Raw genomic sequence first — 17,066 nt, 5'->3', positions numbered from 1 at the left:
GCAAGTCACGCGCCTGTGGGCGGGTGGGCGGCCTTGCGGTCAGCGACGTTCGATTGGCACGAACTTGCGCTGTTCGACGCCGATGTACTCGGCGCTCGGGCGAATGATGCGATTGTTGGCGCGCTGCTCGAACACGTGCGCGGCCCAGCCGGTCAGGCGGGAGCAGACGAAGATCGGGGTGAACAGCTTGGTTGGAATGCCCATGAAGTGGTACGCCGAGGCATGGTAGAAGTCGGCATTGGGGAACAGCTTCTTTTGCTCCCACATGGTCTTGTCGATGGCTTCGGACACCGGGAACAGCACGGTGTCCCCCACTTCGTCCGCCAGCTTTTTCGCCCAGCCCTTGATCACTTCATTGCGCGGGTCGCTGTCTTTATAGATGGCGTGACCAAAGCCCATGATCTTGTCTTTGCGTTCGAGCATGCCGAGGGTGCCTTTGATGGCTTCGTCGGCCGAGCTGAAGCGCTCGATCATTTCCATCGCCGCTTCGTTGGCCCCACCGTGCAACGGGCCACGCAACGAACCGATGGCTGCCGTGATGCACGAAAACAGATCGGACAGCGTGGAAGCGCAAACGCGGGCAGTGAAGGTCGAGGCGTTGAATTCGTGCTCGGCATACAGAATCAGCGACACGTTCATGACGTTGACGTGCAAGTCGCTTGGCTTTTTGTCATGCAACAGGTGCAGGAAATGGCCGCCAATCGACGCTTCGTCCGTCACGCAATCGATGCGCACGCCGTCGTGGCTGAAGCGATACCAGTAGCACATGATCGCCGGGAAGGCCGCCAGCAGGCGGTCGGTCTTGTCGCGCTGCTCGCTGAAGTCCTGTTCCGGCTCAAGGTTGCCCAGGAACGAGCATCCCGTGCGCATCACGTCCATCGGGTGGGCATCGGCCGGGATACGCTCCAGAACTTCCTTCAGCGCTTGCGGCAAATCGCGCAGGGTTTTGAGCTTGCCTGTGTAGGCCTCCAGCTCGGCCTGGGTCGGCAACTCGCCGTACAACAACAGGTAAGCCACTTCTTCAAAGCGCGCCTGGGCGGCCAGCTCACGTACGTCATAACCACGATAGGTGAGCCCGGCGCCTTCCTGGCCTACGGTCGACAGCGCCGTTTGCCCGGCCACCTGGCCGCGTAATCCGGCACCACTCAATACTTTTGCTTCGGCCATTGCGCTTCTCCAATCTTGAATTTGTTAGGGATTCGGCAAGAACTTATAAATTTTTTTACACCCGTCTTGCGTGTCGAGCCCCGCGAGGCTCGACAACCATCACAGGCGTCAGGTCAATCCGGTTTCAAGCGGCGTTACTTTTTGCTGGCAAACAGCGCATCGAGCTTCTGTTCGAACACGTGGTAATCGATGGCGTCGTACAGCTCCATACGGGTTTGCATGGTGTCGATGACGTTTTGCTGAGTGCCGTCGCGGCGAATCGCGCCATAGACGTTTTCCGCAGCCTTGTTCATGGCGCGGAAGGCCGACAGCGGGTACAGCACCAGCGACACATCGGCCTCACGCAGTTGATCCACGGTGTACAACGGGGTGGCGCCGAATTCAGTGATGTTGGCCAGAATCGGCGCTTTGACGCGGCTGGCGAACAGCTTGTACATCTCAAGCTCGGTGATGGCTTCCGGGAACACCATGTCGGCGCCCGCTTCGACGCACGCAGCGGCACGCTCCAGCGCGGACTCCAGCCCCTCAACCGCCAGCGCATCGGTACGCGCCATGATCACAAAGCTGTCATCGGTGCGCGCATCCACGGCGGCCTTGATGCGATCAACCATCTCTTGTTGCGAGACGATTTCCTTGTTCGGACGATGGCCGCACCGCTTGGCACCCACCTGATCTTCAATGTGAATGGCGGCAGCGCCAAACTTGATCATCGACTTGACGGTACGCGCCACGTTGAACGCCGAAGAACCGAAGCCCGTGTCGACATCCACCAGCAGTGGCAGGTCGCAGACGTCCGTGATGCGGCGCACATCGGTCAGTACGTCATCCAGGCCGGTGATGCCCAGGTCCGGCACGCCCAGCGAACCCGCCGCCACCCCGCCACCGGACAAGTAGATCGCCTTGAACCCGGCGCGCTTGGCCAGCAAGGCGTGGTTGGCGTTAATCGCGCCCACCACTTGCAGTGGGTGTTCATTGGCGACTGCATCACGGAAACGTTGGCCTGGACTGTTTTTATTGCTCATGACTCACCTCGTGGAGTGGCTGTCTGCTGGGCGCTGTCTTGGTAGTGACGCGCAATATTGCGTTTGGACGCGCCGATGTGGCGACGCATCAATAACTCGGCCAGTTCGCCGTCGCGATCGGCAATGGCATCGAGAATCCGGTGGTGCTCGGCGAATGCCTGGTGCGGGCGATTCGGGGTGGTGGAGAACTGGATGCGGTACATGCGCACCAATTGATACAACTCACCGCAGAGCATCTGGGTCAGGGTGCGATTGCCGCTGCCCTGAATAATTTTGTAATGAAAATCGAAGTCGCCTTCCTGCTGGTAATAGCCCACGCCTGCCTGGAACGCGGCATCGCGCTCGTGGGTTTCGAGCACCCGACGCAGCTCCGCGATGTCCTCATCGCTCATGCGTTCAGCCGCCAGACGGCAGGCCATGCCTTCAAGGGACTCGCGAATTTCGTAGAGTTCAATCAGCTCAGCATGGCTCAAGGACACGACCCGCGCCCCGACATGCGGCACCCGCACCAGCAGGCGCTGGCCTTCAAGGCGGTGGATCGCCTCGCGCAGCGGCCCGCGGCTGATGCCGTAGGTGCGCGCCAGTTCCGGCTCGGAGATTTTGCTGCCCGGCGCGATATCGCCTTTGACGATGGCGGCCTGAATACGCCTGAAGACGTTCTCGGACAGGGTTTCCGAGTCATCTTGAGTCAGCACGGCACCTTCGGACGAATCCAGCATATTGTCGACACCTTGAAAATCAATAGTGCCAAAACTAGCCATTTCAGGCCTTACAGTCAAAGGATAAATGTGGATTGTCGACAATCATCGGATACGACCTTGGTTGAATCGACAGACGCAGGCCACGATCGGAACGGTCTGGGCGCTGGCGTCATAAAACCATCATGCTAGAATGCCGACCGCATCAGCCTTGCCCAATTAACAGGGCAGCCGCACGAGGACGCTTGCGCTGTATTGCCAGTCGCCTTGAACTGAAGATTGCAAGAGACTGCCCCCGGATTTATGAAATTTCCCTCCTTCTTTATATGTCTTTGCCTGCTGGCCTTGCCGGGCCTGAGCCTGGGCGCCGAAAAAACCGTATACGGCCTTAATGAGTACGCTGAACTGGCAGGTATCAACCTGCAAGTGGCCGCCAAACTCGACACCGGCGCCAAAACCGCCTCGCTGAGTGCCCGCGATATCAAACGCTTCAAGCGCGACGGCGAGAGCTGGGTACGCTTTTATCTGGCCATTGACGATGCCCACTCGCACCCCATCGAGCGTCCGCTGGCACGGGTCAGCAAGATCAAGCGCCGCTCCGGGGATTACGACCCCGAATCGGACAAGAACTACACGTTGCGCCCGGTTATTTCCCTCGAAATCTGTATGGGTAAAGCTTTACGCACCATCGAAGTGAACTTGACCGACCGAAGTGCGTTCCAATACCCGCTGTTGATTGGCTCCGAAGCGCTCAAGCGCTTCGATGCGCTGGTCGACCCAAGCCTTAAATACGCTGCTGGCAAACCTGCCTGCGCCGCCATCGCTCAAACCGCAGAGTAATTGAAATGCGCGCTCTTACCTTTCACCTGAAAGTCTTGATTACCATCCTTGTGGTGCTGGGCATTTCGATTACGGCCTACCAGATTTTCGTCGTCGGTATCCCGGTGACCGAAGACGCAACGGATGACCTGTGGAACATCGACGCAAAAGTCGAATTCGTCGCCAGCTCCAAGGATCCGGTCAAGATCCAAATGTTCGTACCGCCATTGAACCGCGACTACGTCAGCCTCAATGAAAGCTTCATCTCCAACAATTACGGGGTGAGCGTCAACCGGGTTGACGGCAACCGTAAAGTCACCTGGTCAGCCCGTCGCGTCAGCGGCAAGCAAACCCTTTACTACCGTCTGGTCTTGACCAAGCGTTACACCGGCGACAAAACCAAGGCCAAAGGCCCGGTATTCCGTGACAGCATCGCGGTCGAAGGGCCCGAAAAAATCGCCGCCGAAGCCTTGTTGGCCCCAATTCGCCAGCACTCGGCCGACGTTGAAACCTTCATCAGCGAAACCATCAAGCGGGTGAACAACCCCAACGACGACAACGTCAAACTGCTGCTGGCGGGCGATCCGTCGACGCCGCACAAGGCACAAATCATCGAGCTTTTGCTGTCGATTGCCCACGTGCCGCTGGAAAAAGTCCACACCATCCGCCTGGTGGCCGATCAGCCGCAAACCCCGGAGCTGTGGTTGCGCAGCTTCAACGGTAACGACTGGCTGTACTTCAACCCCGAAACCGGCGAACAGGGCCTGCCGTCCGACCGTCTGCTGTGGTGGACCGGCGACGAGCCGATGATCAGCGTCGATGGCGGTAAAAAAGCCAACGTCACGTTCAGCCTGAACAACAGCGAAATGAACGCCATTCGTCTGGCCAAACTGACCGACGAAAACACTGACGCCAACTTCCTCGAATACTCGCTGTACGGCCTGCCGCTGCAAACCCAGCAAACCTTCATGATCATGGTGATGATCCCGATTGGCGTGCTGGTGATTCTGGTGTTGCGCAACCTGATCGGCCTGCAAACACTGGGCACGTTCACCCCGGTACTGATTGCACTGGCGTTCCGTGAAACACAATTGGGGTTCGGCATCATCCTGTTCACGGTGATCACAGCGCTCGGGCTGATGTTGCGCTCCTATTTAGAGCACTTGAAGCTGCAGATGCTGCCGCGCCTGTCCGTGGTACTGACGTTCGTGGTGATACTGATTGCCGCCATCAGCCTGTTCAGCCACAAGTTGGGCCTTGAACGCGGACTCTCGGTGGCCCTGTTCCCGATGGTGATTCTGACCATGACCATCGAACGCCTGTCGATCACTTGGGAGGAGCGAGGCGCAGGGCATGCGATGAAGGTCGCCATCGGCACCCTGTTCGCGGCGACCCTGGCGTACTTGGTGATGAGCATTCCGGAGCTGGTGTACTTCGTGTTCACTTTCCCGGCAGTCCTGCTGATTCTCGTGGGCTTCATGCTGGCCATGGGTCGCTATCGCGGCTATCGCCTGACTGAACTGGTCCGTTTCAAAGCCTTTTTGAAGGCAGATTCCTGATGTTTGGCTTCTGGAAGACCTGGAAGGCCCTGGAAGCCAGGGGCATCATGGGCATCAATCGGCGCAATGCGGACTACGTACTCAAGTACAACAAACGCAGCCTGTATCCGATCGTGGATGACAAGATCATCACCAAGGAACGCGCCATCAAGGCCGGCATTCACGTGCCGGAGATGTATGGCGTGATTTCCACCGAGAAAGAAATCGAAAAGCTCGACGAGATCATCGGCGGGCGCAGCGACTTCGTGATCAAGCCCGCCCAAGGCGCGGGCGGTGATGGCATTCTGGTGATCGCCGACCGCTTCGAAGACCGCTTTCGCACCGTTTCGGGCAAGATCATCAGCCATGAAGAAATCGAGCATCAGATCTCCAGCATTCTGACCGGCCTGTATTCCCTCGGCGGGCACCGCGACCGTGCCCTGATCGAGTACCGCGTCACCCCCGACCAGATCTTCAAAAGCATCAGCTACGAAGGCGTGCCAGACATCCGCATCATTGTGCTGATGGGCTACCCGGTGATGGCGATGCTGCGTTTGCCGACCCGTCAATCCGGCGGCAAGGCCAACCTTCACCAGGGCGCTATCGGGGTGGGTGTCGACCTGGCAACCGGCCTGACCTTGCGCGGCACCTGGCTGAACAACATCATCAGCAAACACCCCGACACCACCAACGCGGTGGACGGGGTGCAACTGCCCTACTGGGACGGCTTCATGAAGCTCGCCGCGGGCTGCTATGAATTGTGCGGCCTGGGGTATATCGGCGTGGACATGGTGCTGGACCAGGACAAGGGCCCCTTGATCCTGGAGCTGAACGCCCGTCCGGGCCTGAACATCCAGATCGCCAACGACTGCGGCCTGACCCTGCGCACCCACGCCGTCGAAGCGCACGTTGAAGCGCTGGCCGCAAAAGGCATCAAGGAAACCGTTGAAGAGCGGGTCCGTTTTGCTCAGGAAATGTTCGGGCACATCCCCCTTAACGCCTGACCCGCAGGAGCGAGTTGGCCACCCAAGGCCTGCTCGCTCCTGAACGGTGTCATGGATTTACCCGCCGACACAGGCCTACAATCCCCTCCCCGCTTCGATGGCTGATTTGCTGCGCATGTTGACCTGCTCCGTTCATCCACTGCCTTACCTCGCCAACCCGGCCGATTACTTTGCTGCCTTGCGCCACGCCCCCGGCGCGGTACTGCTGGACAGCGGCCGACCCGACGCTGACCGTGGCCGTTACGACATCATGAGCGCCTGGCCCTTGCACACACTGCAACGCCAGCCAGAAGAACCGGGGCGCGCGTTTTTGCAGCGTTTGCGCAAACAGCTTCAGGCGCTGGGCCAGGCGCAGTTGCCGGCGCAGTACGAACTGCCGTTTGCTGGCGGACTGATCGGTTACTTGAGCTACGACTTCGGCCGCCAGCTCGAACAGCTCCCCGCGCAGGCGCAGGACGACTTGCAACTGCCGGATGCACGCCTGGGCCTGTACCCGTGGGCGTTGATCAGCGATCACCAACGCGCAACCAGTCAATTGGTGTTTCATCCCACCCTGGAAACCCGCGAACGCCTGCGCCTGATTGAGCTGTTCAGTGCGCTTGAGCCCGCAACCGCGGCACCTTTCAGCCTGAAACAACCGATGCAGCCGGATATCAGCGCCCAGCAGTACGCGCAGGCCCTGGCGCAGGTGCAGCAGTACATTCAGGCTGGCGACTGCTATCAGGTCAATTACACCCAGCGCTTCAGCGCCCACTGCCACGGCGATGCATGGACCGCGTACTGCGCGCTGCGTGCAGCTTGCCCGACCCCGTTTTCAGGTTTCATGACACTGCCCGCAGAGGGCGCGATTGTCAGCCTCTCGCCAGAGCGCTTTGTGCGGGTCAGCAAGCGCCAGGTCGAAACCCGTCCGATCAAAGGCACCCGTCCACGGGGCAAAGACAACGCAGAAGATGCCGCCAACGCCGCCCAATTGCTTGCCAGCCCAAAAGATCGCGCTGAGAACCTGATGATTGTCGACCTGCTGCGCAACGACCTCGGCCGCACCTGCCGCACAGGTTCGGTCCGCGTACCGGAGCTGTTCAGCCTCGAAAGCTACCCTAACGTGCATCACCTGGTGAGCAGTGTCACGGGCGAGCTCGCGACGGATAAAGACGCGCTGGACCTGATCGGCGACAGTTTTCCGGGCGGCTCGATCACCGGCGCACCGAAGATCCGCGCCATGCAAATCATCGACGAGCTGGAACCCACCCGGCGCAGCATTTACTGCGGTTCACTGCTGTACCTCGACGTTCGCGGCGAGATGGACAGTTCTATCGCCATTCGCAGCCTGTTGATCAAAGACGGGCGGGTCAGTTGCTGGGGCGGAGGCGGCATTGTCGCGGACTCGGACTGGGAAGCCGAATACCAGGAATCCATCACGAAAGTGAAGGTGCTGCTCGATACGCTGCAAACCCTGTAGCACGCGGTATTTGCTAACATCGCGCCACTAGAGAGCGCCCAGCGCCATTTACTGTAGGAAGCCGCCTGATGAGCCATCCGTTCGACGTCGCTGAACTCGCCGCGACATACGCCAGCAAATCCCCGCAGGACATTCTCAAACTCGCGTTTCAGCACTTTGGCGACGAGCTCTGGATTTCATTCAGCGGCGCCGAAGATGTGGTGCTGGTGGACATGGCCTGGAAGCTCAATAAAAACGTCAAGGTGTTCAGCCTCGACACCGGGCGCCTGCACCCGGAAACCTATCGTTTCATCGAGCAGGTGCGCGAGCACTACAACATCCCGATCGAGCTGATTTCACCAGACCAGCAACAACTTGAGCCCTTCGTCAAAGAAAAAGGCTTGTTCAGCTTTTACAAAGACGGCCATGGCGAATGCTGCGGTGTGCGCAAAATCCAACCGTTGCGCCGCAAACTGGCGACCGTCACCGCCTGGGCCACGGGCCAGCGTCGCGACCAGAGCCCGGGCACCCGCAGCCAGGTTGCCGCGCTGGAAATCGACGGCGCCTTCTCGACCCCGGAGCGCACGCTGTACAAATTCAACCCGCTGGCGCAAATGACCAGCGAGGAAGTCTGGGGTTACATCCGCATGCTGGAGTTGCCCTATAACAGCCTGCACGAACGCGGCTTTATCAGCATCGGTTGCGAGCCCTGCACCCGTCCCGTGCTGCCTAACCAGCACGAGCGTGAAGGTCGCTGGTGGTGGGAAGAGGCCACGCAAAAAGAATGCGGCCTGCATGCTGGCAACTTGATCACCAAGACCTGATCCGGCGCTGCCCCGCCTCGCCTGCGATGAATAAGGGGAACGAGGCTGCAAGCACGCAGCCTCGCGCCGTGTCTCAGCAGATGAGGCCTGCCTTGCGTTTACCGAAGACTTGAGCACAGAATTAGCAATTATTCTCAATAGCGTTTGAGCCTAGTTCTATGTCTTCGGGTGAACCTCCGTTTCAATCCGCGATTACAGACCTGTACTGCGAACATCACGGCTGGCTACTTGGCTGGCTGCGCAGAAAGCTGGGGTGTGCGCAGAATGCTGCCGACCTGACTCAGGACACCTTTGCCCGAATCCTTAATGCACGCGAGTCGGTCGCCAGCCTGCGCGAGCCGCGAGCGTTTCTGAGCACCACGGCCCGGCGCCTGATCATCGATCAGGCACGGCGCAAGAAGATCGAACAGGCTTATTTGCAAGAACGTGCGCTCACCGCCCAAGCACTGGAAGGCCACCACTCACCCGAGGCCATCCTGACCACCCTTGAAGCCCTTGAACACATCGCCTTTATGCTCGAAGGGCTGCCTGAAAAGACCCGCCAGGCGTTTGTGCTGTATTACCTCGACGGCCTCAACCAGGCCGACATCGGTCGCCAACTCGGCTTGTCTGATCGCACCGTTCGCAAGTATTTGATTCAGGCGCTGCTGCATTGCAGTCATAGCCTCACACCATGAGCAAGCCGATGCACAGCACGCCCCAGCAGATCGATGAACAAGCGGCCGAATGGATGATTCGCCTGCATGAAGGAGATTTGTCTGACGAGTTGAGGCTCGCCTTTGAGCACTGGAAGCGTCAAAGCCCGCAACACGGCGCAGCGGCCGAGCGCATGCAGGAGGTCATTTCACAGCTGCAGTCATTACGCACTCAGGCAGCGCCAGCCAAAGCGGCGCTGAACGCAGCGTTCCCCTCGCAGCGCAAAACATCCGCACGCAAACCGATCGTTCGGGCCTTGGTCCTGGCGGGCTGCCTGATTATTCCGGCCACTGTGTTACTGCGCAGCCAGTACCCCGCGCGCTGGCTGGCCGATACCCACACAGCGCCCGCCGAATGGAAAACACTGCACCTGCCGGACGAGTCATCCCTGACCCTCAGCGGCGCCAGCGCCGTGAATGTGCATTTCGATAAGCAGCAGCGACGAATCGAACTGCTGCAAGGCGAGATACTGGTGGACGTGGCCCATGACGCCACACGCCCGTTTGTGGTGCAGACCGCCCAAGGCACCCTGCGCGCGCTGGGGACACGCTTCGTGGTCAAGCGCACGGGGGACACGACGATCCTGACCATGTTGCAATCGCGCGTCGCGGCGCACAGCGAAAACCGGCAACACGCGCTGGAGGTGGATGCGGGTGAACAGGCACTGATTGAGACTGACGCCATCCGCAGTCTGGGCCACATTGATCCGCAGCGAATCGATCACGCCTGGAAACGCCATCAACTGGTGGTTCAGGACCTGCCGTTGAGTGACGTGCTTGAAGAGATTGCCCGCCAGCGATACGGCCTTTTGACTTTCGACCGCGCGGCGCTGGCGGACCTGCGGGTGTCGGCCGTTTTACCGATGGACGATCCTGAGCGCGCATTGAACCTGATTGCTGAAACACTGCCGATCAGCGTCCGTCACTTCACGGCATTGCTGATCCGCGTGGACCGTGACACGCAGACTAAAAAATAATGATTCGCATTGCTTCCGCTTTTTAAAGGTCGCTCGTCAAGGTAGGTACATAGACTCTAAAGGACTGCGCCTACCATGCTGACTTCACCCAAAACCCGCGACCGCTTGCGTGCAAAGGCTTATGCACCGCTGTCACTGGCCATCCCTTTGGTGGTTGCCTGTACCGCCGCAATGCTGGTCAGCACCGCTGCGCAGGCGCAAAGCAGTGCCTCGGTGCAGGTCTATAACATTCCTGCCGGGCCGCTGGGCGATGCATTGAACCGCTTCGCTCAACAAGCCGGGGTCGCGATTGCGTTCCAGCCCCGTGACGTTGACGGCGCGACAACTCAAGGCTTACAGGGCAGCTACAGCGAGATGGACGGTTTCGACACGCTGCTGCGCGGCAGCGGGTTCAGCGTGGTCAAAAGCCAGAACGGCTATTTGCTGCAAGCCACTCCCCAAGCAGGCGGCGCTCTGGAACTGGGCGCCACCGAGGTCAGCGCCAACCAGCTCGGCACCATCACCGAAGGGACTGGCTCCTACACGCCCGGAAGCATCGCCACAGCCACTCGCATGGTGCTCACACCCCGCCAAACCCCACAGTCGATCTCCGTCGTGACCCGACAGGCAATGGATGATTTCGGCCTGAACTCGATCGACGACGTCATGCGCCACACGCCCGGCATCACCGTGGCCACCTATGACAGCGACCGCACCAGTTACTACTCGCGCGGCTTTGCCATTAAAAACTTCCAGTACGACGGCATACCCATCTTGCAGGACCCGCAGTACTCGGCCGGTCACACACTCACCGATACGGCGATCTATGACCGCGTCGAGATACTCAAAGGCGCCACCGGGCTGCTCACTGGCGCTGGCGGGCCGGGCGGGACCATCAACATGGTGCGCAAAAAGCCTACCCGTGACTTCAAGGCCCACATCGATCTGGGCGCCGGATCATGGGACAACTATCGCTCGGAAGTGGACGTCAGCGGCCCCCTGAGCGACAGCGGCCATGTACGTGGCCGGGCGGTCGCGGCTTATCAGGACAAGCACTCATTCATGGACCATTACAAGCGCGACAGCGAGGTGTACTACGGCATTCTTGAGGTCGACTTAACCCCGGACACCTTGCTCACCCTGGGGGCCGACTATCAGGACAATCACCCCACCGGCTCGAGCTGGTCGGGCAGTGCATCGCTATTCAACTCTGCGGGTGACCGGATCGATAACCCACGCTCGTTCAACAATGGCGCGAAATGGAGCAGTTGGGAGCAATACACCCGGACTGTCTTCGCCACGCTGGAGCATGACTTCGCCAATGGCTGGGTGACCAAAGGTCAGTACAACCATCAGATCAATGGCTACGACGCCCCGCTGGGAGCACTGCTTGATCCGGATGTGAACACCGGCAAGGCAAAAATCCTGGCGCGCAAATACACCGGCGAGTACGTCAGTGACAGCGCAGACCTCTACGCCACGGGACCTTTCAACCTGCTGGGCCGCGAACATCAACTGGTCGTCGGCGGCTCGGTCTCTCGCTCTCACTGGACAGGCAAGGACTACACGAACGCGCTCATGGTCAATAACGCCTATGACTATTACCACTGGGACGGCGACGCACCGGAACCCGACTGGGGCAATGTCACCTCCAAAAACGATGAAATCACACGCCAGACCGGCACTTATATGACGGGGCGTTTCAGCCTGACCGATGACTTGACCCTGATGTTGGGCACCCGCGTTGCCAACTACTCGCTAACAGGCACCAGCCAGGCCAAGGACACCGGCAAAGTGCTGCCTTACGCAGGCCTGATCTACGACATCAACGACTCTGTTTCGGCCTATGCCAGCTACACCGAAATATTCTTGCCCCAGTCTTACTACCGCAATCGCGACAACAAAATGCTTGAGCCAGACGAAGGCAGCAACTATGAGATCGGCCTGAAAGGCGAATTCTTCGACGGGCAATTGAACTCAAGCCTGGCGTACTTTGAAGTGCATCAAGATAACCGGCCCGAAGCGGACACCGCTTACAACGCCCACCCGACCAACCCTGACATTGACTACGCCTACAAAGGCATCAAGGCCACCACGAAAGGCTACGAGGCGGAAATATCGGGTGAAGTGATGCCAGGTTGGCAGTTACAGGCAGGCTACACGCACAAAGTCAGCCGCGATCAAAGCGGCAAGAAAGTGTCGACCTGGGAACCGGAAGATCAAATCAACCTGTACACCCGCTATAAATTGAGTGGCAACCTCGACAAATTGACCGTGGGCGGCGGTGTTCGCTGGCAAGGCACCGGCTGGCAAGTGCTGACCAACTACAACAAAGGCGGCGCGCAGGAGAAGTTTTCGCAAGACGCGTACTGGCTTGTCGATGTGATGGCCAAGTATCAGCTGACGGAGCATGTGTCAGCCACGGTGAACCTGAACAACGTCTTCGACAAGTCGTATTACACCAATATCGGGTTTTATAACTCATCGTATTACGGCGATCTGCGCAATGTCATGGTGACAACGCGCTGGGACTTCTAACGCCACAATCGTCGCCTGTGGCCACTTATCGGAACGCGAACGCCTGCCAAGCTTTTATTGGCTTGAGTTTGCGGCGGAAGGAATGAGGGTGGTCACAGACCTGGCGACGGCTTCGGACTGCCGCCGTTGCCGGGAGGGGCTTACACAAAACACACGCGCACAAAAAAGCCTGCACATGGCAGGCTTCTTGTGGATCACAAGCGTTCAAGGGGCTTGTGTTCCGAATATGGCGCAGCGGACGGGACTCGAACCCGCGACCCCCGGCGTGACAGGCCGGTATTCTAACCGACTGAACTACCGCTGCGCGTAACATTGAAAGCGAATGGTGGGTGATGACGGGATCGAACCGCCGACCCTCTGCTTGTAAGGCAGATGCTCTCCCAGCTGAGCTAATCACCCTTTCACTCTCGTTGCGTGGCGCATTCTCTCACACTTATTGTGTAAGTGGTTGTTTTTATTCAGTTTTTTTTAAAAACTGTCAAAAACGACCTTTTCCAGCGCCCTGCTCTTGGATTCCTCAGCAAGCTGTTGAATCTAAGTCTTTCAAGAAAAACCCCGCGTTGAGCGGGGCTTCCCCAGATCACAAGCGTTCAAGGGGCTTGTGATCAAAATATGGCGCAGCGGACGGGACTCGAACCCGCGACCCCCGGCGTGACAGGCCGGTATTCTAACCGACTGAACTACCGCTGCGCGTAACACTGCAAGTGAATGGTGGGTGATGACGGGATCGAACCGCCGACCCTCTGCTTGTAAGGCAGATGCTCTCCCAGCTGAGCTAATCACCCTTTCACTCTCGGTGTGGCGCGCATTCTACGGAGCGACCTGAAGTCTGGCAAGCACTTTTTAAAATAATTTTCTTATGCACGACAAAGGCTTAGCGCAGGGTTGGCCTATGCGCCCATGAGGCGAATAATGCCGTCTTTGTATAAAGGAGTGATTCACCCCATGTGGTTCAAAAACCTGCTTATCTATCGCCTGACCCAAGATCTGCCTTTTGATGCGCAGGTGCTGGAAACTGCACTGGCCACCAAACTGGCCCGCGCCTGTTCAAGTCAGGAATTAGCCACTTACGGTTTCGTCGCCCCTTTCGGCAAAGGCGAAGACGCTCCCCTGGTTCACGTCAGCCAGGACTTCCTGCTGATCGCCGCCCGCAAAGAAGAACGCATCCTGCCCGGCAGCGTGGTGCGTGACGCACTCAAGGAAAAGGTCGAAGAGATCGAAGCCGAGCAAATGCGCAAGGTCTACAAAAAGGAACGCGACCAGCTCAAGGACGAAATCATCCAGGCCTTCTTGCCCCGTGCCTTTATTCGTCGCTCGGCCACCTTCGCCGCCATTGCACCTAAACAGGGTCTGATTCTGGTTAACGCCTCCAGCCCGAAACGCGCTGAAGACCTGCTCTCCACCTTGCGTGAAGTGGTGGGTTCGCTGCCGGTGCGTCCATTGGCTGTCAAAGTGGCGCCAAGCGCGACCATGACCGAATGGGTCAAGACCCAAAAAGCCGCCGAGAACTTCTTTGTCCTCGACGAATGCGAGCTGCGCGACACCCATGAAGACGGTGGCATCATTCGCTGCAAGCGTCAGGATCTGACCAGCGACGAAATCCAGCTGCACCTGAGCACCGGCAAAGTCGTGACTCAGCTGTCACTGGCCTGGCAGGACAAACTGTCGTTCGTGCTGGACGACAAACTGGTGGTCAAACGCTTGAAGTTTGAAGACCTGCTGCAAGACGAAGCCGAACAGAACGGCGGTGATGACGATCTGGGCCAACAGGACGCCAGCTTTACCCTGATGATGCTGACGTTCGGCGAATTCTTGCCGCAGTTGTTTGAAGCGCTGGGCGGTGAAGAAATCCCTCAAGGCATCGAATAACGCCTGTTCAGGAAGCACGCCTGACCGGTGATGCACGATCACCGGTCGGCTGCTTCCTATATAGAAAGCGCGTTAATAAAACTACGCTTCTGAAAATTCAGAGTTGCCTGTCAGATTATTCATGGGCAATATACTGCGCACAGCGAGGACGACCTCGCGACTCATCGAGTGATTTTCTGGGGACGACCCCATCAATTGATGGAGGTAAGCATGTCCTGGATTATTCTGTTTTTCGCCGGCCTGTTTGAAGTCGGCTGGGCTGTAGGCCTGAAATACACTGACGGCTTCAGCCGCCCCCTCCCCACCGCATTGACCATCGCCGCCATGGCGGTAAGCCTCGGCTTGCTGGGCCTTGCGATGAAGGAACTGCCATTGGGCACGGCCTACGCCATCTGGACAGGCGTGGGGGCAGTGGGCACGGTCATCGCCGGGATCATCCTGTTTGGCGAATCCATGGCCTTGTTCCGCTTGGCCAGCGTGGCGCTGATCATTGCCGGCCTGGTTGGCCTGAAAATCAGCGCCTGAACCCTCACTCGCCAGCGACTACAGCCCCACCCACTCTGTAGTCGCTGGCCAGGCCGCCCCCCCCTGCCAACAATGGCTCTAGAGTGTCTGCCCACGTAGCGCCGTCACCTGCTCGCGCAGCCTTTTTTGCGTCGCTTCACTCGCCGCTATCGGCTCGCCAGCTACCAGTGTTACTCGCGACCACAACCTGCGCAAGAACCCCTTATTGGGATCGCGACTAAAGAAGCTGCCCCATAGCCCTTGCAACGCCATCGGAATGACCGGCACTGGCGTTTGCTCCAGAATCCGTGTGACGCCTGCCTTGAACTCGTTGATCTGGCCATCGGTGGTGAGCTTACCCTCCGGAAAGATGCACACCAGCTCGCCGTCGTTCAGGTATTCGGCAATTTTCTTGAACGCCCGCTCGTAGATCGCTTCATCTTCAGCGCGCCCGGCGATAGGAATCGTCCCTGCTGTGCGAAAGATGAAGTTGAGCACCGGCAAATTGTAGATTTTGTAATACATCACAAACCGAATCGGCCGACGCACTGCTCCACCTATCAGCAATGCATCCACAAATGACACGTGATTACACACCAGCAAAGCTGCGCCCTCATCCGGGATCGCTTGCAGGTTTTTATGTTGCACCCGATACATGGAATGGCTCAGCAGCCAGATCATGAAGCGCATGCTGAATTCGGGAACAATCTTGAAGATGTAGGTATTGACCGCGATGTTCAGCAGTGAAACCACGAGGAACAGCTCAGGAATCGTCAGTTTCGCCACGCTGAGCAGCAGGATGGTGACGAGGGCCGAGACCACCATAAACAGCGCATTCAAGATGTTGTTGGCCGCAATCACCCGCGCACGCTCGTTTTCTGCCGTGCGCGACTGAATCAAGGCATACAGCGGCACAATGTAAAAACCGCCAAACACGCCCAGACCCAGAATATCGAACAGCACCCACCACGCCTGGCTGAAGCCCAATACGGCCAGCCAGTCGTTAGGCTGAAGGGTCGACGGCATCTGCCCGGAATGCCACCACAGCAACAGGCCGAACACGGTCAAGCCGAATGAGCCAAAGGGCACCAGGCCGATTTCGACTTTACGCCCCGACAGTTTTTCGCACAGCATCGACCCCAACGCGATGCCCACCGAAAACACCGTCAGGATCAACGTCACCACGGTCTCATCGCCATACAGCCACTCTTTGGCGTAGGCCGGAATTTGTGTCAGGTAAATCGCACCGACAAACCAAAACCACGAATTGCCCACAACGGAACGCGACACGGCTGGCGTCTGGTTCAGCCCCATTTTCAAGGTGGCCCAGGACTCGCTGAAGATGTTCCAGTTCAGCCGTAATTCAGGCGTATCGGCCGGTGCGCTGGGAATCGCCCGGCTGGCCAGATACCCCAGGGCCGCCACGGAAACGATCACCACCGACACCACCCCTGCGTAATTGCTCGAAGACAGCATGATTCCCGCGCCGATCGTACCGGCCAGAATCGACAGGAAAGTCCCCATTTCTACCAGACCGTTCCCCCCGACCAGCTCATCCTCATGCAATGTTTGCGGCAGGATTGAGTATTTGACCGGTCCGAACAACGCCGAATGGGTGCCCATCGCAAACAGCGCGACCAGCATTAACGCCAGGTGATCGAACGCAAACCCCGCCGCTCCGACCAGCATGATCGCGATTTCACCGAGCTTGATCAGACGGATCAGACGATCCTTGTCGTACTTCTCGCCAAACTGGCCCGCCAGGGCTGAAAACAGAAAGAACGGCACGATAAACAGCAGCGCACACAGATTGACCCAAATCCCTCGGTCCCCCTCGATGGCGAGCTTATAAAGGATGGCCAGAATCAACGATTGTTTGAACAGGTTGTCGTTTAGCGCGCCCAGCGACTGGGTCACAAAGAAGGGCAGGAAGCGGCGCTTCCTTAGCAAGCTGAACTGCGAGGGGTGACTCATCATCCATGTTCTCAAGTTGC

The 17,066-nt window shown here is 58.4% G+C and carries 14 protein-coding genes and 4 tRNA genes; 10 read left to right on the top strand and 8 right to left on the bottom strand.

Translation table 11 applies throughout. The features are described from left to right. Positions 1-39 precede the first annotated feature (39 nt). The 3 genes from prpC to IF654_RS06800 all read right to left on the bottom strand — a co-directional run bounded on the left by prpC (position 40) and on the right by IF654_RS06800 (position 2,908). A complete protein-coding gene (gene prpC / locus IF654_RS06810) occupies positions 40-1,167 on the bottom strand; it encodes a bifunctional 2-methylcitrate synthase/citrate synthase (protein ID WP_047276319.1) in 1,128 nt (375 codons plus the stop codon). A gap of 134 nt (positions 1,168-1,301) precedes the next feature. After that, the gene (prpB, locus tag IF654_RS06805) at positions 1,302-2,189 is read right to left on the bottom strand and encodes a methylisocitrate lyase (RefSeq protein WP_047276320.1); all 888 of its coding nucleotides are present in this window, start codon (positions 2,187-2,189) and stop codon (positions 1,302-1,304) included. After that, positions 2,186-2,908 carry a GntR family transcriptional regulator gene (locus tag IF654_RS06800; RefSeq protein ID WP_094988428.1) on the bottom strand — a complete coding sequence of 241 codons (723 nt, stop codon included), beginning with the start codon at positions 2,906-2,908 and terminating at the stop codon, positions 2,186-2,188. The genes prpB and IF654_RS06800 overlap by 4 nt, the downstream gene beginning before the upstream one ends. Before the next feature lie 282 nt (positions 2,909-3,190). On the opposite strand from IF654_RS06800, the gene rloA reads away from it, so the two are divergent. The 8 genes from rloA to IF654_RS06760 all read left to right on the top strand — a co-directional run bounded on the left by rloA (position 3,191) and on the right by IF654_RS06760 (position 12,699). Then, the gene (rloA, locus tag IF654_RS06795) at positions 3,191-3,727 is read left to right on the top strand and encodes a retropepsin-like aspartic peptidase RloA (protein WP_047277367.1); all 537 of its coding nucleotides are present in this window, start codon (positions 3,191-3,193) and stop codon (positions 3,725-3,727) included. A gap of 5 nt (positions 3,728-3,732) precedes the next feature. Beyond that, positions 3,733-5,265 carry an osmotic stress tolerance membrane protein RloB gene (gene rloB, locus IF654_RS06790; RefSeq protein WP_047276325.1) on the top strand — a complete coding sequence of 511 codons (1,533 nt, stop codon included), beginning with the start codon at positions 3,733-3,735 and terminating at the stop codon, positions 5,263-5,265. Continuing rightward, complete coding sequence (locus IF654_RS06785) at positions 5,265-6,248, top strand: alpha-L-glutamate ligase-like protein (protein ID WP_047276327.1); 984 nt, start codon at positions 5,265-5,267, stop codon at positions 6,246-6,248. The genes rloB and IF654_RS06785 overlap by 1 nt, the downstream gene beginning before the upstream one ends. Before the next feature lie 115 nt (positions 6,249-6,363). Then, positions 6,364-7,707 carry an aminodeoxychorismate synthase component I gene (gene pabB, locus IF654_RS06780; protein WP_083334419.1) on the top strand — a complete coding sequence of 448 codons (1,344 nt, stop codon included), beginning with the start codon at positions 6,364-6,366 and terminating at the stop codon, positions 7,705-7,707. A gap of 68 nt (positions 7,708-7,775) precedes the next feature. After that, positions 7,776-8,510 carry a phosphoadenylyl-sulfate reductase gene (locus IF654_RS06775; protein WP_194862646.1) on the top strand — a complete coding sequence of 245 codons (735 nt, stop codon included), beginning with the start codon at positions 7,776-7,778 and terminating at the stop codon, positions 8,508-8,510. Positions 8,511-8,668: 158 nt separating this feature from the next. Then, positions 8,669-9,187 carry a sigma-70 family RNA polymerase sigma factor gene (locus IF654_RS06770; RefSeq protein WP_047276330.1) on the top strand — a complete coding sequence of 173 codons (519 nt, stop codon included), beginning with the start codon at positions 8,669-8,671 and terminating at the stop codon, positions 9,185-9,187. 8 nt (positions 9,188-9,195) lie between these two features. Beyond that, the gene (locus IF654_RS06765; protein ID WP_169835864.1) at positions 9,196-10,182 is read left to right on the top strand and encodes a FecR family protein; all 987 of its coding nucleotides are present in this window, start codon (positions 9,196-9,198) and stop codon (positions 10,180-10,182) included. A gap of 75 nt (positions 10,183-10,257) precedes the next feature. After that, entirely contained in the window at positions 10,258-12,699 is a 2,442-nt protein-coding gene (locus IF654_RS06760; RefSeq protein ID WP_194862647.1) for a TonB-dependent siderophore receptor, read from the top strand. A 227-nt stretch (positions 12,700-12,926) separates the two neighbouring features. Here the strand turns inward: IF654_RS06760 and IF654_RS06755 are convergent. The 4 genes from IF654_RS06755 to IF654_RS06740 form a co-directional block, all read right to left on the bottom strand. Continuing rightward, positions 12,927-13,003 (bottom strand) — tRNA-Asp (locus IF654_RS06755). 19 nt (positions 13,004-13,022) lie between these two features. Beyond that, positions 13,023-13,098, bottom strand: a tRNA-Val gene (locus tag IF654_RS06750). A 214-nt stretch (positions 13,099-13,312) separates the two neighbouring features. Beyond that, positions 13,313-13,389 (bottom strand) — tRNA-Asp (locus IF654_RS06745). A 19-nt stretch (positions 13,390-13,408) separates the two neighbouring features. Further along, positions 13,409-13,484: transfer RNA gene (locus tag IF654_RS06740), tRNA-Val, on the bottom strand. 160 nt (positions 13,485-13,644) lie between these two features. On the opposite strand from IF654_RS06740, the gene rdgC reads away from it, so the two are divergent. Both rdgC and sugE read left to right on the top strand, forming a co-directional pair. Beyond that, on the top strand, positions 13,645-14,568 hold the full coding sequence (gene rdgC / locus IF654_RS06735) for a recombination-associated protein RdgC (protein WP_047276336.1): 924 nt from the start codon (positions 13,645-13,647) through the stop codon (positions 14,566-14,568). 210 nt (positions 14,569-14,778) lie between these two features. Beyond that, positions 14,779-15,093 (top strand): quaternary ammonium compound efflux SMR transporter SugE, encoded by a 315-nt coding sequence (sugE, locus tag IF654_RS06730; RefSeq protein WP_047276339.1) that lies wholly within the window; start codon positions 14,779-14,781, stop codon positions 15,091-15,093. A 78-nt stretch (positions 15,094-15,171) separates the two neighbouring features. On the opposite strand, the gene IF654_RS06725 is transcribed toward sugE, so the two are convergent. Next, positions 15,172-17,046, bottom strand: coding sequence for an MFS transporter (locus IF654_RS06725; RefSeq protein ID WP_047276453.1), 1,875 nt, complete (start codon positions 17,044-17,046; stop codon positions 15,172-15,174). Between the last annotated feature and the right edge of the window lie 20 nt (positions 17,047-17,066).

Origin of the sequence: Pseudomonas lundensis (assembly GCF_015377145.2) — a bacterium.
GTDB lineage: Bacteria > Pseudomonadota > Gammaproteobacteria > Pseudomonadales > Pseudomonadaceae > Aquipseudomonas > Aquipseudomonas lundensis.
This window is presented reverse-complemented; position numbering and strand designations above follow the sequence as displayed.